Here is a 23680-nt window from a genome sequence, read left to right as displayed (position 1 = left end):
TTGCCCGCTGTGGCTGAACCGTCTGGATCGCCGACGGGTCTACTGTTTTCATCACCGGAGAAGGAAGCTGCCCATGATTGCCCGAGCGCTGGCCTGCGTGTTGTTGTCTGGCAGTTTGTGCCACGCGGCACTGGCGCGCGACTACCGCTACAGCGATGCTCACCTGCACTACGTCGACTTCTTCCAGGAAAGCGAAGGCATGCCGGCGTTGCTTAAGGCGATGGATGCTGCGGGCGTCGAGCAGTCGATGATTTCCGGCATCCCGGTGGCCAAGAAATGGCATGAAGACGAGCCCAAGCGCCCGCGCTATTACGCGGGTGACGACGCCGATGCCTATTGGTACAGCGCCACCGACACTTACGTGGCCGCAGCCCTGCAGCAGTTGCCGGTCGAGCAGCGCAAGCGCTTTCATCCGTTCCTGACCGGTTTCAACCCGGTGGACAAGAATGCTGTCAGCCATATTGAGCGCATGCTCGATCTGTACCCAGGGCTGTGGCAGGGCATTGGCGAGGTCTTCACCCGCCACGATGACCTCACGGCGCTGACCAGTGGGGACACGCCACGGGCCAACAACGAAGCCATGACGCGTATCTACCACCTGGCGGCGGAGCGTGACCTGCCGGTGCTCCTGCATTCCAACATCACCTCCAAGCGCGAGCGCAATCCACTGTACCTGGCGGAAATCGAAGAGCCGCTGCGCAATCACCCGCATACGCGCTTTATCTGGGCGCACGCCGGCAGCAGCATGGAGATCCACCGGCACCAGACACAGATGGACTTTTTACTGCCGGTGCTGACGCGGTTGCTGGAGGATTACCCGAACCTCTATGTCGACCTGTCGTGGAGTGTGTTGCAGCCTTACCTGCTGGACGACAAGGGTGTGCCGCGCAAGGAATGGCTGGCGTTGGTCGAGCGGTTCCCGGAGCGGTTCATGCTGGGGTCGGATGTGGTGGGGCGGTTTGGCAGCCTGGGGGAGCAGATGCACGGGTTCAGGCCGTTTCTGGATGCTTTGCCTGAGCATGCAGCGAACAAAGTAGCCCGCGATAACTTTCTGGCTGTGCTGCCCAGGCAAAAATAGGGGTTGCCCGTACGGGCTACACATGAAAACGCCCCGAACCAGTCGGGGCGTTTTCGATTACCGCATCAGCGTCTTACTTGCCTTCCCAGCGCTTGAGCACCAGGGTGGCGTTGGTGCCGCCGAAGCCGAAGCTGTTGCTCATGACCGTGTCGATCTTGGCGTTTTCTTCGGTTTTGCGCAGGATCGGCAGGTCAGCGACCTCCGGGTCCAGCTCGTCGATGTTGGCAGAGCCGGCGATGAAGTTGTTTTCCATCATCAGCAGGCAGTAGATCGCCTCGTGCACGCCAGCAGCGCCCAGCGAGTGACCCGACAGGCTCTTGGTCGAGCTGATCTTCGGTGCCTTGTCGCCGAATACTGCGCGAACGCCCTTGATCTCGGCAACGTCACCGACCGGGGTCGAGGTGCCGTGGGTGTTCAGGTAGTCGATCGGGGTGTCGACGGTGGACAATGCCTGCTGCATGCAGCGGATGGCACCTTCGCCACTCGGGGCAACCATGTCGTAGCCGTCGGAAGTGGCGCCGTAGCCAACGATTTCGGCGTAGATCTTGGCGCCACGGGCCAGGGCGTGTTCCAGCTCCTCGACCACCACCATGCCGCCACCGCCAGCGATGACGAAGCCATCACGGTCAGCGTCGTAGGCGCGAGAGGCCAGTTCCGGGGTTTCGTTGCGCTTGGTCGACAGGGCGCCCATGGCATCGAACAGGAACGACTGGCTCCAGTGCTCTTCTTCACCGCCACCGGCGAAGACGATGTCCTGCTTGCCCCACTGGATCTGCTCCAGGGCGGTACCGATGCAGTGTGCCGAGGTGGCGCAAGCCGACGAGATCGAGTAGTTGATGCCCTTGATCTTGAACGGGGTGGCCAGGCATGCCGAAACGGTGCTGCCCATGGTGCGGGTAACGCGGTATGGGCCGACGCGCTTGACGCCTTTCTCGCGCAGGGTGTCCAGCGCTTCCATCTGGTTCAGGGTCGAGGCGCCGCCGGAGCCAGCCACCAGGCCGGTACGCGGGCTGGAAACCTGCTCTTCGGTCAGGCCGGCGTCCTTGATCGCGTCCTGCATTGCCAGGTAGGCGTAGGCAGCGGCATGGCCGACGAAGCGGTAGACCTTGCGGTCGATCAGTTCTTCGAGGTTGAGGTCGATCGACCCGGAAACCTGGCTACGCAGCCCCATTTCCTTGTAATCCGGGTTGAAACGGATACCCGGACGGCTGTTGCGCAGGTTTTCGGTGACGGTAGCTTTGTCATTGCCCAGGCACGATACGATGCCCAGACCAGTGATAACGACGCGGCGCATGCGAATAACCCTTAGAAATTGTCAGTGGAAGTGAACACGCCGACCCGCAGGCCTTCGGCAGTGTAGATCTCACGGCCGTCGACGCTGACCGAGCCATCGGCGATGGCCATGTTCAGCTTGCCCTTCAGGACACGCTTGATCTGAATGTTGTAGGTGACTTTCTTGGCTTCGGGCAGTACCTGACCGAAGAACTTCACCTCGCCCGAGCCCAGGGCGCGGCCGCGGCCCGGCAGGCCTTGCCAACCGAGGAAGAAGCCAACCAGCTGCCACATGGCGTCGAGGCCCAGGCAGCCCGGCATGACCGGATCGCCTTCGAAGTGGCAGGCGAAGAACCACAGGTCCGGGGTGATATCCAGCTCGGCGACCAATTCACCTTTGCCGTACTTGCCGCCTTCTTCGCTGATATGGGTGATGCGATCGACCATCAGCATGTTCGGCGCGGGCAGTTGCGCATTACCTGGGCCGAACAGCTCACCGCGACTGCAGCGCAGCAGGTCTTCCCGAGTAAAGGCGTGTTGTTTGGTCATGCGAGCTCCTCAATAACCCCCTGTGGCAGGGGATGAATCTTCCCGGCCGGCCCGAAAACCAACGGCTTCGAGACGGCAGCCTACAGGTAGACTATTGCGTTGTGGTGAAAGTCACAGCGCACCTGCCGAAAGAAGTACAGGTGTGCACTGAAACGTCTATTTTCAGGTCCGATGAAGGTCCTGTCCAGTGTTTAAGACTGCCGCACTTTAGCATTTATCGCCAGTCGCGGTTGTCTGACCGGGCAACCAGCGTTGCAGCACCCGCTGCAGTTCGGTGCGACGCAAGGGTTTGCTCAGGTAGTCGTCCATGCCGGCGGCCATGCAACGCTCGCGGTCGCCCTGCAAGGCATTGGCGGTCAAGGCGATGATCGGTAGGCCGGCGCCGTTGGGCAGCTGGCGTATGCGCCGGGTAGCTTCGTAGCCATCCAGGTGCGGCAGGCGGCAGTCCATCAGCACAGCGGCAAAGCGCTGCCGGCCAACCAGGTCGACCGCCTCCAGGCCGTCTTCGGCCGTGCATACCGCCAGGCCCAGACTGCGCAGCATGGCTTCGATGACACTTTGGTTGACCGGATTGTCCTCTACCAGCAGTACCTGATCGTTGTCAGACACCGTGGTTGGCGCAGCTGCTGGCGGCGTCAGCGCGACGGGGGCAGGGCTGGCGAGGGCCAGCGGCATCTCCAGGGTAAAGGTGGAACCCAGGCCTTCACGGCTTTCACCGCGCAGCTTGCCGCCCATGCGCTCGGCAAGGGTGCGGGCGATGGACAGCCCTAGCCCGGTACCGCCATACCGGCGGGAAATCGAGCTGTCAGCCTGCTGGAACGCAACGAACATCATCTCCAGGCGGGCGCTGTCAATGCCGATACCGGTGTCGCGCACGCTGCAGGTCAGCCAGATCAGCTGCCGGTCGAGTACCTGCCAGCGCGCCTCCACCTGCACTTGCCCGCGTTCGGTGAATTTCAGGGCGTTGCCGATCAGGTTCAGCAGGATCTGGCGGATGCGCGTGGGGTCGCCGTTCACCTGCAGTTGCCCGATACCGGGCGGCAGTTGCAGGTGCAGGCCCAGGCCGCGCTGCTGGGCGCTGTGCTGGAACGACTGGACACTGCTGGTGATCAGCTCGGCGAGGTTGAAGTCGATGTGTTCCAGTTGCAGCGCGGCGCGCTCGATGCGCGAGAAGTCGAGGATGTCATTGATGACTTTCAGCAAATGCCCGGTGGATTCGCTGGCCACTGCGGTGTAGTCGGCCTGTTCGTTGCTCAGTGGCGTGGTTTCCAGCAATTGCAGCATGCCCAGCACGCCATTCATCGGGGTGCGCAGCTCATGGCTCATCATCGCCAGGAAGTCCGATTTGGCACGGTTGGCCTGTTCGGCCTCCTCACGGGCCTGGATCAGCTCGGCAATGGCCTGCTTCTGTTCGTCACTGGCCTGCTCCAGGGCGCTGGCCAGGTTGTTGATGTGGCGCGCCAGGTGGCCCAGTTCGCTGTCGTCGACCACTGGCAAGGGGGTGTTGTACTCGCCTTGCTGGATTGCCTTGACCGCATGCCCCATGTCGCTGATCGGCTTGGCCAGGCTCAAGGCCAGGCGACGCGCCAATATAAAGGTGAACAGCAGGGCGAACAGCGCCAGGATGCCGGCCTTGATCACGATTTCCTGTTGGCGTTGGCTGAAGGCGTCATCAGACATGCCGACGATCACCCGGCCCAGATAATCATCGCCAATGGCGGGTGAGGCGGCCTTGCCCTGCTGCAGGAAGTCGCTGTCCAGGCGGATTTGCTGCAGCCGTATGGGCGCCTGGAACACCTCGACACGTTGCGCGCGGTTAGCGCTCTCGTCGGACTGCTCGACGTACACAAGGATGTGGTTGCGGCTGTCCTGCACCTCGAGAAAGCGCACGTGCGGGATACTGAGGGTGGCACGCATCAGGCCTTCGAGCACTTCGTTGTTGCCTGAAATCACCCCGTACTCCGAGGCTGGGGCCAGCTGGTTGGCGATCAGTTGCCCGGTGTGGTTAAGCTCCTGGCGCAGGTCCTGGATCCGCACGAAGGTGAAGAAGCTGATCAGCAGCAAGGTCAGCAGCAGGGCAGGGCCCAGGCTGATGATTTGCGTGCGGGTGTGGATGTCCCAGCTCAGGCCTTTGCTCATGGGGTGGGCTCTCCTTCTGCCAGGGCCTTGGCGGCGGCGTTCGGATCGATCGGTTGCAGGCCCAGGGCGCGCGCCACCTGCTGGTTGCCGCTGACGCCGAAGCGTGCCGGGTACAGGCTGCGCGGCCAGCGCCCTGGCGGCTGGTCGAGCAACTGGTCAAGTACTGCCAGCCAGTCCTCCTGGTCGCTGTAGGTGCTGGCCAAGGCGCCGGCGCGAACAAAGCCGGCGTTCGGGCCGATCAGCGCCATCTGACGGCCATAACTGCTCAACAGCAGGTTCTTTGCAGTCTTGGAGTTGTACAGGTCCGGGTCATCCAGGCCCAGCAATACATCACTGTTACCCAGCAGGTGCTGCAGGGGGCGGCTGTCACGCAGGTCGGGCCAAGCCTGGGCAATGATCTCCAGGCCTAACGGTCGAGCCGCATGGCGCAGCTCTTCAAGCAGGAACCCACTGTGCTCGCCGTACAGCACTCCAATGCGCTGTGCCTGCGGCAGCAGGTAGCGCGCAAGGCGCAGTTGCCGGCCCAACGGCGGGTCACTCCACAGCAGGGTGAGGAACGCTGGGCGCGACTTTCCCAGGCGCTGCTCAGCCTGTACCCGGCTTATGCGCATGGCCAGCGCTGGCGGGCCGGCGTTTTCACCCAGCCGCCATTCCAGGGCGGCATTGTCCATCAGAATCAGGCGCTGGCCAGTTTTGAGCTTGCCAGGGCTTGGCAGGTCGGCTGTGGTCTGGAAATGCACATGATCGCCCGGCCGACGGCTTTCGAGTGCGGCGACGAAACTGCGGATGCCAGGCTGGTCTTGCGCGCCTACCAGCAGAATTTCGCTGGCGGACAACGGCCCCAAGGGCCACAGGCACAGCAGCAACAGGCGCAGCACCAAGGCCATCAGAACGCCAGCTCCGCGCTGAAGCTGAGGCGGTGGCGGCTGTCGTAGCGGTTCTGCACGGTCGTGGTCGGTTCGTCGTCCAGGCGCTGCTGCCACAGCGCCGCCAGTTCCAGGTTGCTGCCCTGCACCCGAAAGCGTTTGGCCACGCGCAGGTCCAGGCGCTCGTAGCGGTACTGGTTGAGCGCATCGTCACCGTAGTAGAACAGCGCACTCGACCAGCCATCGCCCCATTCGCGCATCCAGCCGACCGAGCCGCTGTTGCGGGCGGTGAGGCGGCGGTCGTCGGGGTTGCTGGCCCAGGCATCGACATAGGCATAGGTCAGGCGCAGGCGGTCACGCAGGGTGGGCCGCCAGTCCAGTTGCGTCTCGCTGCCGCTGAACCGGGCCTTGTTGGCGTTGCTGGCGATGTACTGGTTGTTCTTCAGGGGCTCGCTGATCATGCCGGTGATCTCGTCATAGAACAGCTTCACATCCATGCTCAGGTCGATGTCGCTGAAGTAGCCGTTGTAGCCCAGTTCGCGCGAGCGCATGCGCTCCTGGTCGAGGTCGCCCGGGCCGCGGGTCTTGACGAAATACTCGCCGTGCTGCTGGCCGAACACGTCGCGGCTGAGGTTTTTGACCGTGTAGCTCCAGTTGATGTTGTTCTCGAACATGTCGGGCGAGCGCACCGCCTCGGAATACACTGCGCGCAGGCCGTGGCGCGGGGTGATCAGGTAGTTGACCGCTACGCGCGGCGTCAGCGAACTGCCCGACAGACGCGAATCTTCGAGCATGGCCCCGCCCTGCAAGATCCAGTGCTCGTCAGCGCGCCATTCCAGCTGGCCGAACAGGCGCCAGGTCTGGTCATCGATGCTGCCGTTGAAGTAAGTCTGCGAGTCGGCACGATCATAGCGGTAGTTCACCCCACTGAGCAGGCGCAGGCTGTCGGTGAGGCTGAGGGTGTCCTGGATTTCCAGGTCATAGCGGGTTTCGCGCGTGCTCTGGTCGACATCGCCGCACACCGCACTGCTGCCGCCCTGGTTGTTCCACTGATCCTTGATGGCATCGACCAGCGCTTGTTCAGCAGGGTTGTTGCTGGGCGGCGGGTTGTTGGCACCGCGTGCCACCAGCTCGGCGTAGTTGGGGTTCATCTGCCACAGCCGGGTCAGTTCGGGGCTGAACGACAACGCGGCATCACAGGCCCGCCAGACCTGTTGGCGGTCAAAGTGTTGGGCAGAACCCTGCACATACAGGCTGTGATCGGGGTTGAAATCGATGTTCCAGCGTACCGACCCTGCGTAGTCCTTGGCATTGACGTCGGCATTGTCGCCGCGCTGGGTGACGTAGGGGAAGACAGGTTGGTAGGTGTAAGGCCGCTGGTTGCTGCCTTCTTTTGCCGCCAGTTGCCATTCCAGGGTCTGGTTCAGCGACAGATTGTGGCTGGCACTGAGGTTGAAACGGGTCAGCCGGCGGCTGTCCCGGTAATCCTGGCCGAACGGGTCGTGGTCGAAACCGTCGTCCTGCTGGCCCGACAGTGACAGGCGCATGTCGCCGCCCTCCCAGCCGAAGCCGTGGCTGGCATAGAAGTCATTGATGCCGTCCTCACCTCGGGTCACCTTCAGCCGTGTGCCGTGGCTGTCGGCAGGGTTGCGGGTGAGAATGTTGACCACCGCCATCAGCGCGTTGGCGCCGTAGCTGACCGTGTTGGGGCCGCGGAACACCTCGATGCGCTCGATGTCTTCCATGGCCAGGGGGATGTCGCTCCAGTCCACCGTGGCCAGGCCTGCACGGTACACCGAGCGGCCATCGATCAGCACCTGCATGCGCCGTGCTTCGCTGGCGTTGCTGCCGTGGTAGTTGACCGTCGGCTGGTTGCCGGCACCGTAGCCGATCATCATGCCCGGTACCAGGCGCAGCAGTTCGGGGATGTCACGTGCGCCGCTGGCGCGGATCAGTTCGCTGTCGAGCACGGTCATGCTGCCCGGGACTGCCGCCGGGGATTGTTTCAGGCGCGTGGCGGTCAGAACCTGCGGCAGGTCACTGTTGTCGATGAACAGGTCGTCGCCCATGGCCGGGCCACCGAGCAAGGCAGTCAGTATCAGCAGGCGCGGGAACGGGGGCGTGCCAGGGAACACGGGGGGGCCTTGTATCAGGAATGGAACAGGCATGGTAACTGACCTTGGCGTATTTTCCAGTGATCTGCGGCGGTTTTGCAGCGTGTCTGTCCTGACGCTTTTATGGGGGCGAAAATCGAGCGCCGCCCGGGCGGCGCATCGCGAGCCAGCTCGCGCCTACAGGGGTTGCAACGTGGCCATGACAGTGTCATCTGCGTTGCTGGCCTTGGCGCAAGGCAGGCGAGCCGTATAATGACGGGGTCGCCACTTAACTTTTGGCTTTAACGGATTGGATATGACTGAACAGCAACCTGTTGCAGTTCTGGGAGGCGGCAGCTTTGGCACCGCCGTGGCGAACCTGCTGGCGCAAAACGGTGTGCCGGTGCGCCAATGGATGCGCGACCCGGCGCAGGCCGAGGCCATGCGCGTCAACCGCGAAAACCCGCGCTACCTCAAGGGCATCCGCCTGCATGATGGCGTGGAGCCGGTCAACGACCTGCTGGGCACCTTGCAGGCCAGCGCGTTGATTTTTGTCGCCCTGCCATCCAGCGCCTTGCGCAGTGTGCTGGCGCCCCACGCCGAGCTGTTGCGGGGCAAGGGCCTGGTCAGCCTGACCAAGGGGATCGAGGCGCAAAGCTTCAAACTGATGAGCCAGATCCTTGAAGAGATCGCCCCCGATGCCCGCATCGGCGTGCTGTCGGGCCCCAACCTGGCCCGCGAGATCGCCGAACATGCGCTGACTGCCACGGTGGTCGCCAGTGAGGACGAACAGCTCTGCCAGCAAGTGCAGGCCGTACTGCATGGGCGTACCTTCCGTGTCTACGCCAGCGCCGACCGCTTCGGCGTCGAGCTGGGCGGGGCGCTGAAAAACATCTATGCCATTATCGCGGGCATGGCCGTGGCCTTGGGCATGGGCGAGAACACCAAGAGCATGCTGATTACCCGGGCCTTGGCCGAGATGACCCGCTTTGCCGTCAGCCAGGGTGCCAACCCCATGACCTTCCTTGGCCTGGCCGGTGTGGGTGACCTGATCGTCACCTGCTCCTCGCCCAAGAGCCGCAACTACCAGGTGGGCCATGCGCTGGGTCAGGGCCTGAGCCTGGAGCAGGCGGTCAACCGCCTGGGCGAAGTGGCCGAAGGCGTCAACACCCTCAAGGTGCTCAAGGCCAAGGCGCAGGAGGTGCAGGTGTACATGCCGCTGGTGGCCGGCCTGCATGCCATCCTGTTCGAAGGCCGCACGTTGAACCAGGTGATCGAGCACCTGATGCGCGCCGAGCCCAAGACCGATGTCGATTTCATTTCCATCAGCGGTTTCAACTGAGCCCTTGGCGGCTCTGACACGAGCAAGGAGCAACACATGAACGATACGCCCGAACGCGCCCAGCGTGAGTCGATCATCCTGCGGGTCCTGTGGATGCTGGTGTTCCTGGTAGTCTGGCAACTGGCCGAATTGCTGCTCGGCGGCCTGGTGCTGGTGCAACTGATCTACCGCCTGGTGTATGGCGCGCCCAGCGCCAGCCTGATGAACTTCGGCGACAGCCTGAGCCAATACCTGGCGCAGATCGGCCGCTATGGCAGCTTCCACACTGAGCAGAAGCCCTGGCCGTTTGCCGACTGGCCAGCACCGCGTGCTCCGGAAGGCGAGGCGCCGCATGCCGTGGCCCCGGCCCCGCACCCGGTGCGGGACGAGGAACCCAAGCTGTGAAGCTGTGGGTGCTGCGCCACGGTGAGGCAGAGCCGCGGGCCAATACCGATGCCGAGCGCCGCCTGACCGCCCATGGCCGCGAGCAGGTGCTGCACAGCGCTGCTCGCCTGTTGGGGCAGCCGTTGCAGGCGATCATCGCCAGCCCCTACGTGCGCGCCCAGCAAACGGCCGCGCTGGTGCATGACACGCTGGGTTTCAGGGAGCCGGTGCGCACCGTGCCCTGGCTGACGCCAGAGCATGATGTGCAGCAGGTGATCGGCGAAATCGAACGGCTGGGCCTGGAGCATGTACTGCTGGTCAGCCACCAGCCGCTGGTAGGCACCTTGGTTGGCGCGCTGGAGCATGGTCATCAGCAGCAACCGGCGGCCATGAGCACTGCCAGCCTGGCGGAGCTGGAAGGGGATTGGCCACTGGCCGGGCTGATGACCCTCCGGGCGATCAACCCACCGGTGTGATGCCCCCGCAGATCGACAAGGCAACTGGCATTTTTGTCAGTTGTCGCACTTGATGGCCTCTTGCTAGCGTTGCCTCAAAGCAATCAGGCAGGGAGCAACGGATGAGCGGTGACATGCGGGAGCTGTTGAGTTCCCTTGACCTGCAACCCACCGTAGACAAAGTGGGGCAAGGTATTGCGCTGGACTTTGCCCAGTACAGCCTGCTGCGCGATTCGGCCGACGCCAAGCTCTACCAACTGCTGCACAAGGTCAACGGCAACGGCAAGCTGGAACCTGCTACCAGGCAGCAAAGCGAGCAAGACCTGCGCACGCTTCAGGACGCCTGCCTGCGAGTCTCCCACCTGCTGCAAACCAGTTGTCTGGCGTTGCGCCGCCTGCAGCTGGACTTTCAGGACCAGCGCCTGGCCCGTGAGGCGTTGGAAAGCCAGTTGGCCTACATGCAGGCCTGCTTGCGCCGGTCTCTGGCCAGCTTTGACCGCTCGGCGTGACCTGATAGCCCTCGTCGATGACCTTTCCGGATGTTGCTCAATGGCGTCCCGATGCCGACAATGAGCCATCATCTTCCGTCTGGACCAGGCGCCATGTCGCAGCAGATCTTCTTCGCTCATGCCAACGGTTTCCCTTCGGCCACGTATGGCAAGCTGTTCGCTGCCCTGGCGCCGGACTACCAGGTGCAGCACCTGGCCCAGCATGGGCACGATCCGCGCTTTCCGGTAGACGACAACTGGCAGAGCCTGGTCGATGAACTGCTGCATCACCTGGCACAGCAGGACCAGCCCATCTGGGGAGTCGGGCATTCGCTAGGCGGGGTGTTGCACCTGCACGCTGCATTGCGTCGTCCTGAGTACTACCGCGGGGTGGTAATGCTCGACTCGCCGGTGCTTACCCGTGCTGACCAGTGGCTGCTGCGCACCGCCAAGCGTTTTGGCTTCATTGACCGCATCACGCCCGCCGGGCGCACGCTGGGGCGGCGCGAAGTCTTTAGTGACCGCGACAGTGCCCGGGACTACTTTGCCGGCAAATCACTGTTTCGCCATTTTGACCCAGACTGCCTTGAAGCCTATGTCGAACATGGCTTGCAGGCGATGGAGCAGGGACTGCAATTGCGCTTCGATCCCGCCACCGAAATCAGTATCTACCGCAGCATCCCGCACACCAGCCCCGCGCCTGCCCGGCAGTTGCAGGTGCCGCTGGCCATGGTGCGCGGCCAGCGCAGCAACGTCATTCGCCGTCACCACACCCTGGCGGTGCGCGGCATGCCCAAAGGCGAATATCACAGTGTGCCCGGCGGGCACATGTTCCCGTTGGAGCGCCCGACCGACACCGCCAGCCTGATCAAGGGCCTGTTCGACCGCTGGAGCCAGGTATGAGCGCGCAGGTGGAGGAAGTCCGTCTGAGCCTGGGCCATATCGAACTGGCGGCTCACCTGTTCGGCCCCGAAGACGGGCTGCCGGTGATTGCCCTGCATGGCTGGCTGGATAACGCCAATAGCTTCGCCCGCCTGGCGCCGCAACTGAAGGGCCTGCGGATCGTCGCCCTGGACCTAGCCGGGCACGGTTACTCGGAACATCGCCCGCCTGGCGCCGGCTATGCCTTGGCCGACTATGCCCACGACGTGCTGCGGGTTGCCGAGCAGCTGGGTTGGCAGCGTTTCGGCCTGCTAGGCCATTCGCTGGGCGCAATCATTTCGGTACAACTGGCCGGCGCCTTGCCCGACCGGGTCAGCCACCTGGCGCTGATCGACGGGGTCATCCCGCCAACCGGTGCCGAGCAGGACGCCGGCGAACGGTTAGGGATGGCCCTGCAAGCCCAGCTGCGGCTGGATGGCAAACGCAAGTCGGTGTACGCCACCCTGGAAGAAGGCGTGCATGCCCGGATGAAAGGCATGGTCGCGGTCAGCCGTGAGGCTGCCGAATTGCTGGCGCAACGTGGCCTGATGCCAGTGCCCGGGGGTTACAGCTGGCGCAGTGACAGCCGCCTCACCCTGCCATCGCCGGTGCGCCTGAGTGAAGCCCAGGCCATGGCCCATGTGCGCCGGGTGCGTTGCCCGGCGCTGTTGGTGGTGGCCGCCGAAGGTATGCTGGCGCGCCACGCCGCGTTGCTGGAGCAGCTACCCTTTGAGCAGGCGACGCTGCCCGGTGGCCATCACCTGCACCTGAATGACCAGCAGGGCGCGGCCCTTGTCGCAGACTGTATCAATCGCTTCTTTGGCTTTGCTTGACTTGCACCGGACAAGTGTCGAGGCTTGGCGGGTTGAACAGGGAGACAACCATGCAACTGCCAGACATCCTGGAGCTTCATTTCGGCGCCGCGCGCCGCCTGGTTCGCCAATGAGCGCGCCTGTTGCCATCCGTAATGCTGTCGTCGCCTGCCTGGCGCTTGCCAGCCCGGTATTGTGGGCCGGCAGCCTGCCGGTGCCGGTGGACGCAAAGGTTGTTGACCAGCGCCCGGCCGTGGAGCAGGAACGCGTCTACCCCATGGGCCCGCTGCGCAAGATCAGCGGTCGTCTGCGGGTCGATAACAAAGTCGAGAGCCGGGGGCAGGTCAGCTCGGTCACCTACGAACTGCCGGTCGAACGTACAGCCCGTGAAGCCTTCACCAGTGCCCGCGAAGCACTGCAGCGTGATGGGGGTTACCCATTGTTCTGGTGCCAGGGTCGCGATTGCGGCGAGGCCAGCCTGTGGGGCAACGATGTGTTCGCCAATGCCCGCCTCAACGGTGGTGACGAGCAGCAGGCGTTCATCCTGCTACGCCGCTCGGCAGCCGAGGCCGACACGCTGGTCGCGCTGTACAGCGTTACCCGCGGCAACCGCCGCGCCTACCTGCATGTGGAGGAGTTCGTCGCCGCCAGCCCGCTGGGCGAGCTTCTGCCAACCGCCGCCACGGTGCTGCGCGAAATGCGCGACACCGGCAAGCTCGACTACCCTGACCTTGCGGCGCCGCAAGACGCCTGGGTGAACCTGCTGGCCCGCAGCCTGAACCTCGACAGCACCTTGCGCGCCAGCCTAAGCGGCGCCCAGGCTGAAGCCTGGCGTGAGGCGCTGGTCAAGGCAGGCGTACGCAATGGCCGCCTTGAAGTCGGCAGCGCACCCACCGATGGCCTGCACCTTGAATTGATCCGTTGAACGAGCGCCACCATGGTTAACAATGACCGCCTGCTGATCCAGATTCTGCTGCTGGCCTTGCTGGGTGCCGGCCTTTGGGTGATGGCACCGTTCATTTCTGCATTGCTGTGGGGGGCTATCCTGGCTTTTGCCAGCTGGCCGTTGATGCGCTTGCTGACGCGTGTGCTGGGCGGCCGTGAAACCCTGGCGGCCAGCCTGCTGACCACGGCCTGGATACTGATCGTGGCACTGCCGCTGGTGTGGCTGGGGTTCAACCTGGCCGATCATATTCGCGATGCTACGGCGTTTGTGCGTGACGTGCAGGTCGACGGGCTGCCCGATGCGCCGGCCTGGCTGGGTGGCATTCCATTTGTGGGCGAGCGCCTGGTCAACGGGTGGCAATCCCTGGACCAGCAGGGCGCAGCCCTGCTGGCCTCGGCCAAGCCCTACTTCGGGCAAGTGGGCAACTGGTTGCTGGCGCGCAGTGCGCAGATTGGCAGCGGCGTGCTGGAACTGTCCCTGAGCCTGGTGTTCGTGTTCTTCTTCTACCGCGACGGGCCGCGCCTGGCAGCATTCGTGCTGCGCTTGCTGCACCGCCTGGTGGGCGAGCGCGCCGAGTATTACCTGGAACTGGTAGCCGGTACCGTTCAGCGGGTGGTCAACGGGGTAATCGGCACGGCGGCTGCGCAGGCCGCGCTGGCGCTGATCGGCTTTCTGATCGCGGGGGTACCCGGCGCGATCGTGCTGGGCCTGGTGACCTTCATGCTCAGCCTGATCCCCATGGGCCCGCCACTGGCCTGGATCCCGGCCACTGCCTGGCTGGTGTGGAAGGGCGAATACGGCATGGCGGTGTTCCTGGGTATCTGGGGCACCTTCGTCATCAGCGGCGTGGACAACGTGCTCAAGCCCTACCTGATCAGCCGTGGCGGCAACCTGCCGCTGGTGATCGTGCTGCTGGGCGTATTCGGAGGCTTGCTTGCCTTTGGCTTCATTGGCCTGTTCATCGGCCCGACCTTGCTGGCGGTAGGTTACAGCCTGCTGCTGGACTGGAGCCGTAACGCGGCGCAACAGCCGCCACAACAGTAAGTCCGCGCCGGCCTCTTTGCGGGCGTGCCCGCGAAGAGGCCGTTACAGGCAGACCCAGCGCTGATCTTTACGCATTCTTTATCCCCACGCCCATCCCCCGATCTCGCCCCTTTACGCCCCTCCCTCGGACAATTTCCCCAAAGCGGCCCAAGCCGTACCACGGGGAGATCCACACATGAACATGCTCGACGGGCTGTCACTGCTGCTGGCAGTGGCCTTGGCGTTTTATCTGCTGGTGGCGCTGCTGCGCGCCGATCGCAGCTAGGGAGCGGCCATGCACAGTTACGATTTCGCCTTGCTCCTGGCGTTCTTTGCCATCGTGCTGCTACCCGCACCCTGGCTTGGGCGGTTCTACTTCAAGGTCATGGAAGGCCAGCGCACCTGGCTGTCGCCGCTACTCGGCCCGGTCGAGCAAGCCTGCTACCGGCTGGCGGGCGTGAACGCCATCCAGGAGCAGAACTGGCGGCAGTACACCCTGGCCCTGCTGGCCTTCAACCTGGTCGGGTTCCTGCTGCTGTTCGCCGTGCTGCTGTTGCAGGGGTACCTGCCGCTCAACCCGCAGCACCTGCCAGGCCAGGAATGGTCGCTGGCGTTCAACACCGCCGTCAGTTTCGTGACCAACACCAACTGGCAGGCCTACAGCGGTGAAGCGTCGGTCAGCTACCTGAGCCAGATACTCGGCCTGACCGTGCAGAACTTTGTCAGTGCTGCCATCGGCCTGGCCGTGCTGGTGGCGCTGTGCCGTGGCATTGCCCGGCGCAGCGCGTCGACGCTGGGCAACTTCTGGGTCGACATGACCCGTGCCACCCTCTACGGCTTGCTGCCGCTGTGCGTGCTGCTGGCGCTGTTGCTGGTCTGGCAGGGCGTACCGCAGACCTTTGCCGACTATGCCCATGCGCTGACCTTGCAAGGTACTGACCAGACCATTCCACTGGGCCCGGCCGCCAGCCAGATCGCTATCAAGCAATTGGGTACCAATGGCGGCGGCTTCTTCGGCGTCAACTCGGCGCATCCGTTCGAAAACCCTACGGCCTGGAGCAACCTGTTCGAGGTGGCTTCGATCATTCTCATTCCGGTGGCCCTGGTGTTCACCTTCGGCCACTACGTGAAGGACTTGCGCCAGAGCCGCGCTATCCTGGCCTGCATGCTTGCCCTGTTCCTGATCGGTGGCAGCACGGCGTTGTGGTCCGAGCATCAACCCAACCCGGCGTTGCAGAGCCCACAGGTGCAACAGACTGCCCCCCTGGAGGGCAAGGAAAGCCGCTTCGGCACCACCGGTTCGGTGCTGTGGACGGTCACTACCACCGCGGCCTCCAACGGTTCGGTCAATGCCATGCACGACAGCCTGAACCCGCTGACCGGCATGGTGGCGATGGTCAACATGATGGTCGGCGAGGTGATATTCGGCGGCGTCGGCGCGGGTCTCTACGGGATGCTGCTGTTCGTCCTGATCGCTGTATTCCTGGCCGGGCTGATGATTGGCCGCACCCCGGAGTACCTGGGTAAAAAGCTGCAGGCCCGTGAGGTGCAGTTGCTGGTGGCGACCCTGCTGGTGATGCCGGTCGGCGTCCTGATACTCGGCGCCATTGCCGCCAGCCTGCCAGGCCCGGCGGGGGCGGTCAGCAACCCGGGGGCGCACGGTTTCAGCCAACTGCTGTACGCCTACACCTCGGGCACTGCCAACAATGGCTCGGCCTTCGCCGGTTTCGGTGCCAACACGGTGTACCACAACCTGATGATCGGCCTGGCCATGCTCATTGGCCGCTTCGGCTACATCCTGCCAATCCTGGCCCTGGCCGGCAGCCTGGCGGCCAAGAAGAGTGCGCCACAGGGGCAAAACAGCTTCCCCACCCACGGCCCGCTGTTCACCGGCCTGCTGCTGGTGACCATCTTGCTGGTCGGCGGCCTGACCTTCCTGCCGACCCTGGCCCTTGGGCCAATCGCCGAACACCTGAGCCTGGGTTTTTGAGGACCGATCATGAACATGCCCATTCCTGAAGTGAATACCCGGCACACTGCCAAGGACCAGACGCGCTTTGCCGCGCTGTGGCGCCCGGCGCTGGTGCAGGCGTTTGTCAAACTCGACCCGCGCCAGCTCAAGCGCTCGCCGGTGATGCTGGTGGTGGCCCTGACCGCAGTGCTCACCACCGTACTGTGCTTCGCCCCTGGCAATGGCGTGAGCACGGGTGTTGCCGTGCAGATCGCACTGTGGCTGTGGTTTACCGTGCTGTTCGCCAACTTCGCCGAGGCCCTGGCCGAAGGCCGTGGCAAGGCCCGCGCCGACAGCCTCAAGGCCGGTAGCCAAGGCCTGACTGCCCAGCGTCGCCAGCGGGATGGCAGTTACGAGACGGTTGCTGCCAGCGCGCTGCGCAAGGACGACGTTGTGCGCGTGGTCGCCGGCGAGATGATCCCCGGTGACGGCGAGGTGCTTGAAGGCATCGCGGCTGTCAACGAGGCCGCCATTACCGGCGAGTCCGCCCCCGTGATCCGCGAGTCCGGCGGCGACCGCTCGGCGGTGACCGGCAATACGCGGCTGGTCTCCGACTGGCTGCTGATCCGCATTACCAGCAACCCGGGCGAGTCGACCCTGGACCGCATGATTGCCCTGGTCGAAGGTGCCAAGCGGCAAAAGACCCCCAACGAGATCGCCCTCGACATCCTGCTGATCGGCCTGACGCTGATCTTCCTGATCGTGGTGGTGACTTTGCAGCCGTTCGCCCACTTTGCGGGTGGCAGCTTGCCGTTGATCTTCCTGGCCGCGCTGCTGGTGACGCTGATTCCCACCACCATCGGCGGCCTGCTGTCGGCCATCGGCATTGCCGGTATGGACCGGCTGGTGCGGCTGAACGTCATCGCCCGCTCGGGTCGCGCGGTCGAGGCCGCCGGTGACGTGCATACACTGATGCTCGACAAGACCGGCACCATCACCTTCGGCAACCGCCGCTGCAGCGCGCTGCATGCTGCGCCAGGTATCACCGCTCGCGAATTGGGTGAGGGCGCCTTGCTGGCCTCTCTGGCCGACGACACCGCCGAAGGCAAGTCGATTGTCGAATACCTGCGCCAGCTCCATGAGTTTGTCGAACCGGCGGCCGGGCAGTTCGACGCTGTGGCCTTCAGTGCCGAGACACGCCTGTCAGGCATCGACTACCAGCAGCACCGCTACCGCAAGGGTGCCGTCGATGCCGTGCTGGCATTTGTCGGCATGCAACGCCTGGAAATGCCCCCGGCGTTGGCCCGCGAAGTGGAGCGGATTGCCCAGAGCGGTGGTACGCCGCTGCTGGTGTGTATCGACAAGCGCCTGCTTGGCGTGATCCACCTCAAGGATGTGGTAAAGCCCGGCATCCGCGAGCGCTTCGCCGAGCTGCGCAAGCTGGGCATCCGCACGGTGATGGTGACCGGCGACAACCCGTTGACTGCCGCCGCCATCGCCGCAGAAGCGGGCGTGGATGACGTATTGGCAGAGGCCACCCCCGAGAAGAAGCTGGCGCGTATCCGCCAGGAGCAGAACGACGGCCGCCTGGTGGCCATGTGCGGCGACGGCGCCAACGACGCCCCGGCACTGGCCCAGGCCGATGTGGGTATGGCCATGAACGACGGCACCCAGGCCGCGCGCGAGGCGGCCAACATGGTCGACCTGGACAGCGACCCGACCAAACTGCTGGATGTGGTGCAGGTGGGCAAGGAATTGCTGGTGACCCGTGGTGCGCTGACCACGTTCTCCATTGCCAACGACGTGGCCAAGTACTTCGCCATCCTGCCAGCGCTGTTCGCCGCCATCTACCCACAGTTGGGCGTGCTCAACCTGATGCAGCTGGCCAGTCCGCAGAGCGCGATCCTGTCGGCCATCGTGTTCAACGCACTGATCATCATCGTGCTGATCCCGCTGGCGTTGCGTGGCGTACGCGTGCAGGCGGCCAGTGCGGCGCACCTGTTGCGGCGCAACCTGCTGATCTACGGGCTGGGCGGCATTGTGGTGCCGTTTGCCGGGATCAAGCTGATCGACCTGCTGCTCAATGCCCTGAACCTGGTCTGAGGAGGCCGCCATGAATGCTTATGTACGCCCGGCTTTAAGCCTGGCCCTGTTGATGACGCTGGTGACCGGCGCACTGTATCCGCTGGCAGTAACCGGCATCGCCCAGGTTGTTTTTCCGGAACAGGCCAATGGCAGCCTGGTGCGGGATGACCAGGGCCAGGTGCGCGGTTCGGCGTTGATCGCGCAGGATTTCAAGGGGGATGGCTGGTTCCATGCGCGGCCTTCGGCAGGCGCTTTTGCCACGGTGGCCAGCAGTGCCAGCAACCTTTCGCCTAGCAACCCGGCGCTGGCCGAGCGGGTCAAAGGGGAGGCGGCTAGCCTGTACCAGGCGCAGCAGGGGCCGGTGCCGCAGGCGTTGTTGACCACCTCGGGCAGCGGCCTCGACCCGCACCTGCCACCGGAGGCCGTGGCCTATCAGATCCCACGGGTGGCGGCGGCGCGTCAACTGCCGGTGGAACGCTTGCAAGCCTTGCAGGAAGAGGCCACCCTCCACCCAATGATCGGCCCACCGGTGGTCAATGTGCTGGCGTTGAACCAGGCCTTGGAAAAGCTCGCAATTACCAAATGAATTGAAGCGGTAGCAGGGACCCTGTGGGAGCGGGTTCACCCGCGAATGCGATGGTGCTGCCAGCAACGCATTCGCGGGTGAACCCGCTCCCACAGGTACGGTGCTTGCCCCTGAAATAGCAAAGGATGAAACATGAGTGATTCCGCCCGCGCAGATGCGCTGTTGGCTAACCTCCCGCGCACCGGCCGGGGCCGGCTGAAGGTGTTTCTTGGCGCCGCGCCCGGCGTGGGCAAGACCTTCGCCATGCTCCAGGCCGCCCACGCCCAGCAACGCCAGGGCGTGCAGGTACTGGCAGGCGTTGTCGAAACCCACGGCCGCGCGGAAACCGAAGCGCTGCTTGCAGGTCTCCAGCAGCAACCTCTGCTGCGCAGCCAGTACCGCGACGTCACCCTTGAAGAAATGGACCTCGACGGCCTGCTCAAGGCCGCGCCAAAACTGGCCCTGGTGGACGAACTGGCCCACACCAATGCCCCCGGCAGCCGCCACGCCAAGCGCTGGCAGGACGTACAGGAACTGCTGGCCGCTGGCATCGACGTGTACACCACGGTCAACGTCCAGCATCTGGAAAGCCTCAACGACAAGGTGCGTGACATCACTGGCGTACAGGTGCGTGAAACCCTGCCGGACTGGGTGCTGCAGGAAGCCTTCGAACTGGTGCTGATCGACCTGCCACCCCGCGAACTGCTCGAACGCCTGCGTGAAGGCAAGGTTTACGTGCCCGAGCAAGCGCGGGCGGCCATCGATGCGTACTTCTCGCAAACCAACCTCACCGCCTTGCGCGAACTGGCCATGCAAACTGCCGCCGCACAGGTCGATGCCGACCTCGCCGACGGCTATCGCCAGCGTGGCCAAGAGGCCCCGGCCTTGCGCGGGCGGCTTCTGGTAGGCGTGGACGGCGACGACCAGGCCGAACGCCTGGTGCGCCATGCCAGCCGCGTGGCGCAACGCCGTCACCTGCCCTGGAGCCTGGTGCATGTGGACAACGGCCGCTTGCGCGACGAAACCGCGCGTCACCGCTTGCAGGCCGCGCAGCAGCTGGCCGAGCGCCTGGGCGGCGAGGTGGTGCTGCTAAGGGCTGGCGAAGTGGCGCGCACGTTGATCCAGCATGCCGCCGAACGGCGGGCCAGCCTGGTGCTGGTGGGGCAGTCCCGTGACCGCCTGCGTCGTCGCCTGTTCGGTGCCGGTGTGGCTGCGCGGCTGCTGCGCGAAAGCCATGGGCTGGAAATCAACGTGCTGGACCGCGACGTGCAGCCGCAAGCACCGCGGTCGGCGGTGCGGCGGGTGTGGGTGTGGCGCCACTACCTGCTGGCGCTGCTGGCCACGGTCATGGCGGCGGGGCTGGCCTGGGCGGTGTCGAGTGTGTTGGCGCTGCCCAACATCTCGCTGGTGTTTCTGGCTGCGGTGTTGCTGGTGGCGGTGCGCAGCAGCCTGGGGCCTGCGCTGGCGTGCGCCGCGCTATCGTTCCTGACATACGATTTTTTGTTCATTCCACCCAATTTCTCGTTCAGCATCCAGCGCGAAGAAGACGTGCTGACCCTGGTGTTCTTCCTGCTGATGGCCGCGCTTACCGGCAATCTGGCTGCACGCCAGCGCCGGCAGTTGCAGGCGCTACGCGAAACCCAGGCGCAGACCAGCCAGCTGCTCGACCTGTCGCGCCGACTGACCGTGGCCACCGACCGCCAGGCCGTGTTCAGCGCTGCGGGCCAGCACCTGGACGGCTGGCAGGACATGCAGGTGTGCCTGCTGGAGCGCAACCCCGAAGGCCAGCTGCAGGTGGCCAGCGGCGAAGCCCACGCCTTCAGCGACACCGAACGGGCTGCCGCCGATTGGGCCTGGCAGCACGGCCAGGCCGCTGGCCATGGCAGCGACACCTTGCCCAATGGCCGCTGGTGGTGGTGGCCGCTGGCGGTGGACGAACAGCCTTTGGCACTGCTGGGGGTGCGCCCGCGCAACGGGCAGCCGCTCAACGACCCACGCCGGCGCCTGCTGACGGCCCTTAGCCAGCCACTGGCTCAGGCCCTGGCCCGCGCCCGCCTGGCCGAGCAGTTGGAGGCTGCGCGCCTGCATGGCGAAACCGAGCAGCTGCGCAGCGCCTTGCTGGCGTCTGTCTCCCACGACCTGCGCACGCCGTTGACCGCCATGCGCGGCAGTATCGACAGCCTGCTGGCGTTGGGCGAAGCGATCCCGCCTGAAGACCGCCGCGAGCTGTTGGAGGGCACACGCAACGAGGCCGAACGCCTCGACCGCTATATCCAGAACCTGCTGGACATGACCCGCCTGGGCCATGGTGGCCTCAAGCTTGCACGCGACTGGGTAGCCCCGGCCGACATCGTTGGCAGTGCGCTCAACCGCTTGCGCGTTGTGCTGGCGCCGCTGCGGGTGCACACCGACGTGCCGGCCGAGCTGCCCTTGCTGTTCGTGCATGCGGCGCTGATCGAACAGGCGCTGGTCAACGTGCTGGAAAACGCCGCACGCTTCTCCCCGGGCAATGGTCGGCTTGAGCTGCAAGTGGCCGTGCATGAAGACCAGTTGCGCTTTACCGTCAGCGACCAGGGCCCTGGCATTCCGGTCGCCGACCGCGAGAAGATCTTCGACATGTTCTATACCGCTGCCCGTGGTGACCGCGGCGGGCAGGGCACAGGCCTGGGCCTGGCAATCTGCCAGGGCATGATCGGCGCCCATGGCGGGCAGATTCTGGTGGGCGAAGGCATCGATGGCCAGGGCACCGGCATCACTTTATGCTTGCCGCTACCCCCTCAACCTGAAGCTGAAAGCGAAACCCCATGAGCCAGTCCGCCACGCTGTTGGTCATCGACGATGAACCGCAGATCCGCAAGTTCCTGCGCATCAGCCTGGCCTCGCAGGGCTACAAGGTGCTCGAAGCTGCTACCGGCCAGGAAGGGCTGGCCCAGGCTGCTCTGGGCAAGCCGGACCTGGTGGTGCTCGACCTGGGCCTGCCGGACATGGACGGCCAGCAGGTGCTGCGAGAGCTGCGCGAATGGAGCGCGGTGCCGGTGATGGTGCTGTCGGTGCGCGCCAGTGAGGTGCAGAAGGTGGATGCGCTGGACGGCGGGGCCAACGATTACGTGACCAAGCCGTTTGGCATCCAGGAATTTTTGGCGCGGGTGCGGGCCTTGCTACGCCAGGTGCCACAGGCCGGGGGCTCGGAAGTGGCAGCCAGCTTTGGGCCGTTGACCGTGGATTTTGCCTTTCGCCGGGTAACCCTCGACGGTGTGGAGGTGGCGTTGACGCGCAAGGAGTATGCCTTGCTGGCGCTATTGGCCGGGCACCCAGGGCGGGTGATTACCCAGCAGCAACTGCTCAAGGATGTCTGGGGGCCTACCCATGTGGAGAATACCCACTACCTTCGGATCGTGGTCGGGCATCTGCGGCAGAAGCTGGGCGATGACCCCACGGCGCCACGGTTTATCATCACCGAGGCAGGGGTGGGGTACAGGTTGGTGGCGCCGCCCATCTAACTCCCCCTTGCGGCAGCATACTGGCTGTGCCGTTGATCGCGGGCAGTTACGTCCGCAAGGGGCGTCAGGCTCTGGGTGGCTCCTTCTCGAAGAGCTGGCGCGTGACCTCCAGGTAACGCCTGGCACCGAGGCCCAGCGGCCGTGACTTGATCCAGATGATGTCCACCCATAAGCGCAGGCGGCTGGCCATGTTGTCGAACCTCACTTCTGCCAGTGCACCCGAAGCAATCAGCGGTTCAACCAACGGCTGCGGCAGGTAGGCCCAGCCCAGCCCGGACTGCACCAGGTCCAGCGTGGCCAGGTAGCTGTCGGTCAGCCAGATGCGCCGCGACAGCACCATGCGTGGGTCCGAGCCGGTGGCCTTGCCTGAGGCCACGATGATCTGCCGTTGTTCGGCAAAGGCCTCCTCAGGCAATGGCGTGCCGCTATTCTGCCCGGCTGGATGGCGTGGTGAAGCGACGGCCACCAGCAGTTGGCTACCGGCTTCGAGGAACGACTCACGTTCGTCGATGCCGGGCCGCTCGAACACCAGTGCCAGTTGCACACTGCCGTCATGCAAAAGGCGAATGGCTTCGGTCTGGGTGGCCGAACGTACCTCGATTTCCAGGCTGGGAAACGCTTGGGCGAGGGTCTCCAGTGGCTGGCTCCAGCGGCCGGTCTGCAGCTCGGGCGCCATGGCGATGGTCAGGCGCTTTTCCAGGCCTTGGTGCAATTGCAGGGCTTGGGCATCCAGCAGGTTGAGCTGGCAGATCACCTGCCTGGCCTGGGGCTCCAGCGCCAGGGCGGCGCTGGTGGGCAAGGCTTTGCGTGTGGCCCGGTCGAACAGCGGCAGGTCCAGCTCGGCTTCCAGTTGGGCGATTGCCATGCTCACGGCCGAAGGCACACGGCCCAGCTTGCGCGCTGCGGCGGAGAACGAGCCGGCATCCAGCACCGCGAGGAAAGTTGCCAGGGAGTCGCTGGAGAAGGCCATGGTCGGTGAACCTGATGTTGGGGCGCTGTGAGCGAATAGTAATGGATGGAATTGCCAAGGGTAGGGCTTGAAGTATTCGGTGTTTGTGAGATCGAGCGCCGCCCGCGCGGCGCATCGCGAGCTGCGCTCGCTCCTACGTTTGTTTCGGGCCAATAATACCTGGGGCACTTGCGCGCGAACGCTTTGGTGTATGACTCAGTATTGCGTCGTACGAGCAAGGCGGTCGCGCGCGCTTGTCACAAGCGTTACTGGCCAGAAACTA

General features: G+C 64.5%; 21 protein-coding genes. 15 read left to right on the top strand and 6 right to left on the bottom strand.

Annotated elements, in window-relative coordinates; all coding sequences use genetic code 11:
* Positions 1-73: 73 nt before the first annotated feature.
* Positions 74-1078: an amidohydrolase family protein gene (locus OZ911_RS19915; RefSeq protein WP_023048070.1), complete on the top strand. Its 1005-nt coding sequence runs from the start codon at positions 74-76 to the stop codon at positions 1076-1078.
* 73 nt (positions 1079-1151) lie between these two features.
* On the opposite strand, the gene fabB is transcribed toward OZ911_RS19915, so the two are convergent.
* The 5 genes from fabB to OZ911_RS19890 form a co-directional block, all read right to left on the bottom strand.
* Entirely contained in the window at positions 1152-2372 is a 1221-nt protein-coding gene (fabB, locus tag OZ911_RS19910; protein ID WP_016488268.1) for a beta-ketoacyl-ACP synthase I, read from the bottom strand.
* Between the two features lie 11 nt (positions 2373-2383).
* Positions 2384-2899, bottom strand: a complete 516-nt coding sequence (fabA, locus tag OZ911_RS19905) for a 3-hydroxyacyl-[acyl-carrier-protein] dehydratase FabA (RefSeq protein WP_016488267.1) — start codon at positions 2897-2899, stop codon at positions 2384-2386.
* A 207-nt stretch (positions 2900-3106) separates the two neighbouring features.
* Entirely contained in the window at positions 3107-5038 is a 1932-nt protein-coding gene (locus OZ911_RS19900) for an ATP-binding protein (RefSeq protein ID WP_023048071.1), read from the bottom strand.
* Positions 5035-5925: an ABC transporter substrate-binding protein gene (locus OZ911_RS19895; protein ID WP_016488265.1), complete on the bottom strand. Its 891-nt coding sequence runs from the start codon at positions 5923-5925 to the stop codon at positions 5035-5037. The genes OZ911_RS19900 and OZ911_RS19895 overlap by 4 nt, the downstream gene beginning before the upstream one ends.
* Positions 5925-8072 carry a TonB-dependent receptor plug domain-containing protein gene (locus OZ911_RS19890; protein ID WP_023048241.1) on the bottom strand — a complete coding sequence of 716 codons (2148 nt, stop codon included), beginning with the start codon at positions 8070-8072 and terminating at the stop codon, positions 5925-5927. Before OZ911_RS19890 ends, OZ911_RS19895 begins: the two co-directional genes overlap by 1 nt.
* Before the next feature lie 241 nt (positions 8073-8313).
* Between OZ911_RS19890 and OZ911_RS19885 the strand changes: the two genes are divergently transcribed.
* The 14 genes from OZ911_RS19885 (at position 8314) to OZ911_RS19820 (ending at position 22448) form a co-directional block, all read left to right on the top strand.
* A complete protein-coding gene (locus OZ911_RS19885; protein WP_023048240.1) occupies positions 8314-9339 on the top strand; it encodes an NAD(P)H-dependent glycerol-3-phosphate dehydrogenase in 1026 nt (341 codons plus the stop codon).
* A 36-nt stretch (positions 9340-9375) separates the two neighbouring features.
* The gene (locus tag OZ911_RS19880; RefSeq protein WP_016498711.1) at positions 9376-9723 is read left to right on the top strand and encodes a DUF4389 domain-containing protein; all 348 of its coding nucleotides are present in this window, start codon (positions 9376-9378) and stop codon (positions 9721-9723) included.
* The gene (gene sixA / locus OZ911_RS19875) at positions 9720-10178 is read left to right on the top strand and encodes a phosphohistidine phosphatase SixA (RefSeq protein WP_016488262.1); all 459 of its coding nucleotides are present in this window, start codon (positions 9720-9722) and stop codon (positions 10176-10178) included. The genes OZ911_RS19880 and sixA overlap by 4 nt, the downstream gene beginning before the upstream one ends.
* Before the next feature lie 101 nt (positions 10179-10279).
* The gene (locus OZ911_RS19870; protein WP_023048239.1) at positions 10280-10666 is read left to right on the top strand and encodes a hypothetical protein; all 387 of its coding nucleotides are present in this window, start codon (positions 10280-10282) and stop codon (positions 10664-10666) included.
* A 93-nt stretch (positions 10667-10759) separates the two neighbouring features.
* Entirely contained in the window at positions 10760-11548 is a 789-nt protein-coding gene (locus OZ911_RS19865) for an alpha/beta fold hydrolase (protein ID WP_016488260.1), read from the top strand.
* Positions 11545-12399, top strand: a complete 855-nt coding sequence (locus OZ911_RS19860; RefSeq protein ID WP_016488259.1) for an alpha/beta hydrolase — start codon at positions 11545-11547, stop codon at positions 12397-12399. Before OZ911_RS19865 ends, OZ911_RS19860 begins: the two co-directional genes overlap by 4 nt.
* A gap of 109 nt (positions 12400-12508) precedes the next feature.
* Entirely contained in the window at positions 12509-13303 is a 795-nt protein-coding gene (locus OZ911_RS19855; RefSeq protein ID WP_016488258.1) for a DUF4892 domain-containing protein, read from the top strand.
* 12 nt (positions 13304-13315) lie between these two features.
* On the top strand, positions 13316-14368 hold the full coding sequence (locus tag OZ911_RS19850; protein WP_023048238.1) for an AI-2E family transporter: 1053 nt from the start codon (positions 13316-13318) through the stop codon (positions 14366-14368).
* Positions 14369-14543: 175 nt separating this feature from the next.
* Positions 14544-14633: a K(+)-transporting ATPase subunit F gene (kdpF, locus tag OZ911_RS19845; protein ID WP_003251485.1), complete on the top strand. Its 90-nt coding sequence runs from the start codon at positions 14544-14546 to the stop codon at positions 14631-14633.
* A 9-nt stretch (positions 14634-14642) separates the two neighbouring features.
* The gene (gene kdpA, locus OZ911_RS19840; RefSeq protein ID WP_268968459.1) at positions 14643-16337 is read left to right on the top strand and encodes a potassium-transporting ATPase subunit KdpA; all 1695 of its coding nucleotides are present in this window, start codon (positions 14643-14645) and stop codon (positions 16335-16337) included.
* 9 nt (positions 16338-16346) lie between these two features.
* Positions 16347-18401 carry a potassium-transporting ATPase subunit KdpB gene (kdpB, locus tag OZ911_RS19835; protein ID WP_016488255.1) on the top strand — a complete coding sequence of 685 codons (2055 nt, stop codon included), beginning with the start codon at positions 16347-16349 and terminating at the stop codon, positions 18399-18401.
* Positions 18402-18411: 10 nt separating this feature from the next.
* The gene (gene kdpC / locus OZ911_RS19830) at positions 18412-18969 is read left to right on the top strand and encodes a potassium-transporting ATPase subunit KdpC (RefSeq protein ID WP_023048236.1); all 558 of its coding nucleotides are present in this window, start codon (positions 18412-18414) and stop codon (positions 18967-18969) included.
* A gap of 132 nt (positions 18970-19101) precedes the next feature.
* Positions 19102-21756: a DUF4118 domain-containing protein gene (locus OZ911_RS19825; protein WP_070086417.1), complete on the top strand. Its 2655-nt coding sequence runs from the start codon at positions 19102-19104 to the stop codon at positions 21754-21756.
* A complete protein-coding gene (locus OZ911_RS19820; RefSeq protein ID WP_016488252.1) occupies positions 21753-22448 on the top strand; it encodes a response regulator in 696 nt (231 codons plus the stop codon). Before OZ911_RS19825 ends, OZ911_RS19820 begins: the two co-directional genes overlap by 4 nt.
* 64 nt (positions 22449-22512) lie before the next feature.
* Here the strand turns inward: OZ911_RS19820 and OZ911_RS19815 are convergent, their stop codons facing one another.
* Entirely contained in the window at positions 22513-23418 is a 906-nt protein-coding gene (locus OZ911_RS19815) for a LysR family transcriptional regulator (RefSeq protein WP_023047871.1), read from the bottom strand.
* Positions 23419-23680: the final 262 nt, after the last annotated feature.

It is taken from the genome of Pseudomonas fortuita (genome assembly GCF_026898135.2).
In the GTDB taxonomy this organism is placed as follows: domain Bacteria; phylum Pseudomonadota; class Gammaproteobacteria; order Pseudomonadales; family Pseudomonadaceae; genus Aquipseudomonas; species Aquipseudomonas fortuita.
Note: the sequence above shows the minus strand (reverse complement) of the source record. Positions and strands in the feature narration are given on the sequence as shown.

What these genes read in the sequence shown, in the direction of transcription:
- OZ911_RS19820 (WP_016488252.1), top strand. Translation starts at nt 21,753, where the DNA reads ATGAGCCAGTCCGCCACGCTGTTGGTCATCGACGATGAACCGCAGATC.
- OZ911_RS19895 (WP_016488265.1), bottom strand. Translation starts at nt 5,925, where the DNA reads ATGGCCTTGGTGCTGCGCCTGTTGCTGCTGTGCCTGTGGCCCTTGGGG.
- fabB (WP_016488268.1), bottom strand. Translation starts at nt 2,372, where the DNA reads ATGCGCCGCGTCGTTATCACTGGTCTGGGCATCGTATCGTGCCTGGGC.
- OZ911_RS19850 (WP_023048238.1), top strand. Translation starts at nt 13,316, where the DNA reads ATGGTTAACAATGACCGCCTGCTGATCCAGATTCTGCTGCTGGCCTTG.
- OZ911_RS19885 (WP_023048240.1), top strand. Translation starts at nt 8,314, where the DNA reads ATGACTGAACAGCAACCTGTTGCAGTTCTGGGAGGCGGCAGCTTTGGC.
- OZ911_RS19880 (WP_016498711.1), top strand. Translation starts at nt 9,376, where the DNA reads ATGAACGATACGCCCGAACGCGCCCAGCGTGAGTCGATCATCCTGCGG.
- OZ911_RS19825 (WP_070086417.1), top strand. Translation starts at nt 19,102, where the DNA reads ATGAGTGATTCCGCCCGCGCAGATGCGCTGTTGGCTAACCTCCCGCGC.
- OZ911_RS19865 (WP_016488260.1), top strand. Translation starts at nt 10,760, where the DNA reads ATGTCGCAGCAGATCTTCTTCGCTCATGCCAACGGTTTCCCTTCGGCC.
- OZ911_RS19815 (WP_023047871.1), bottom strand. Translation starts at nt 23,418, where the DNA reads ATGGCCTTCTCCAGCGACTCCCTGGCAACTTTCCTCGCGGTGCTGGAT.
- kdpB (WP_016488255.1), top strand. Translation starts at nt 16,347, where the DNA reads ATGAACATGCCCATTCCTGAAGTGAATACCCGGCACACTGCCAAGGAC.
- OZ911_RS19870 (WP_023048239.1), top strand. Translation starts at nt 10,280, where the DNA reads ATGAGCGGTGACATGCGGGAGCTGTTGAGTTCCCTTGACCTGCAACCC.
- kdpA (WP_268968459.1), top strand. Translation starts at nt 14,643, where the DNA reads ATGCACAGTTACGATTTCGCCTTGCTCCTGGCGTTCTTTGCCATCGTG.
- OZ911_RS19915 (WP_023048070.1), top strand. Translation starts at nt 74, where the DNA reads ATGATTGCCCGAGCGCTGGCCTGCGTGTTGTTGTCTGGCAGTTTGTGC.
- kdpC (WP_023048236.1), top strand. Translation starts at nt 18,412, where the DNA reads ATGAATGCTTATGTACGCCCGGCTTTAAGCCTGGCCCTGTTGATGACG.
- OZ911_RS19855 (WP_016488258.1), top strand. Translation starts at nt 12,509, where the DNA reads ATGAGCGCGCCTGTTGCCATCCGTAATGCTGTCGTCGCCTGCCTGGCG.
- OZ911_RS19860 (WP_016488259.1), top strand. Translation starts at nt 11,545, where the DNA reads ATGAGCGCGCAGGTGGAGGAAGTCCGTCTGAGCCTGGGCCATATCGAA.
- kdpF (WP_003251485.1), top strand. Translation starts at nt 14,544, where the DNA reads ATGAACATGCTCGACGGGCTGTCACTGCTGCTGGCAGTGGCCTTGGCG.
- fabA (WP_016488267.1), bottom strand. Translation starts at nt 2,899, where the DNA reads ATGACCAAACAACACGCCTTTACTCGGGAAGACCTGCTGCGCTGCAGT.
- OZ911_RS19900 (WP_023048071.1), bottom strand. Translation starts at nt 5,038, where the DNA reads ATGAGCAAAGGCCTGAGCTGGGACATCCACACCCGCACGCAAATCATC.
- OZ911_RS19890 (WP_023048241.1), bottom strand. Translation starts at nt 8,072, where the DNA reads ATGCCTGTTCCATTCCTGATACAAGGCCCCCCCGTGTTCCCTGGCACG.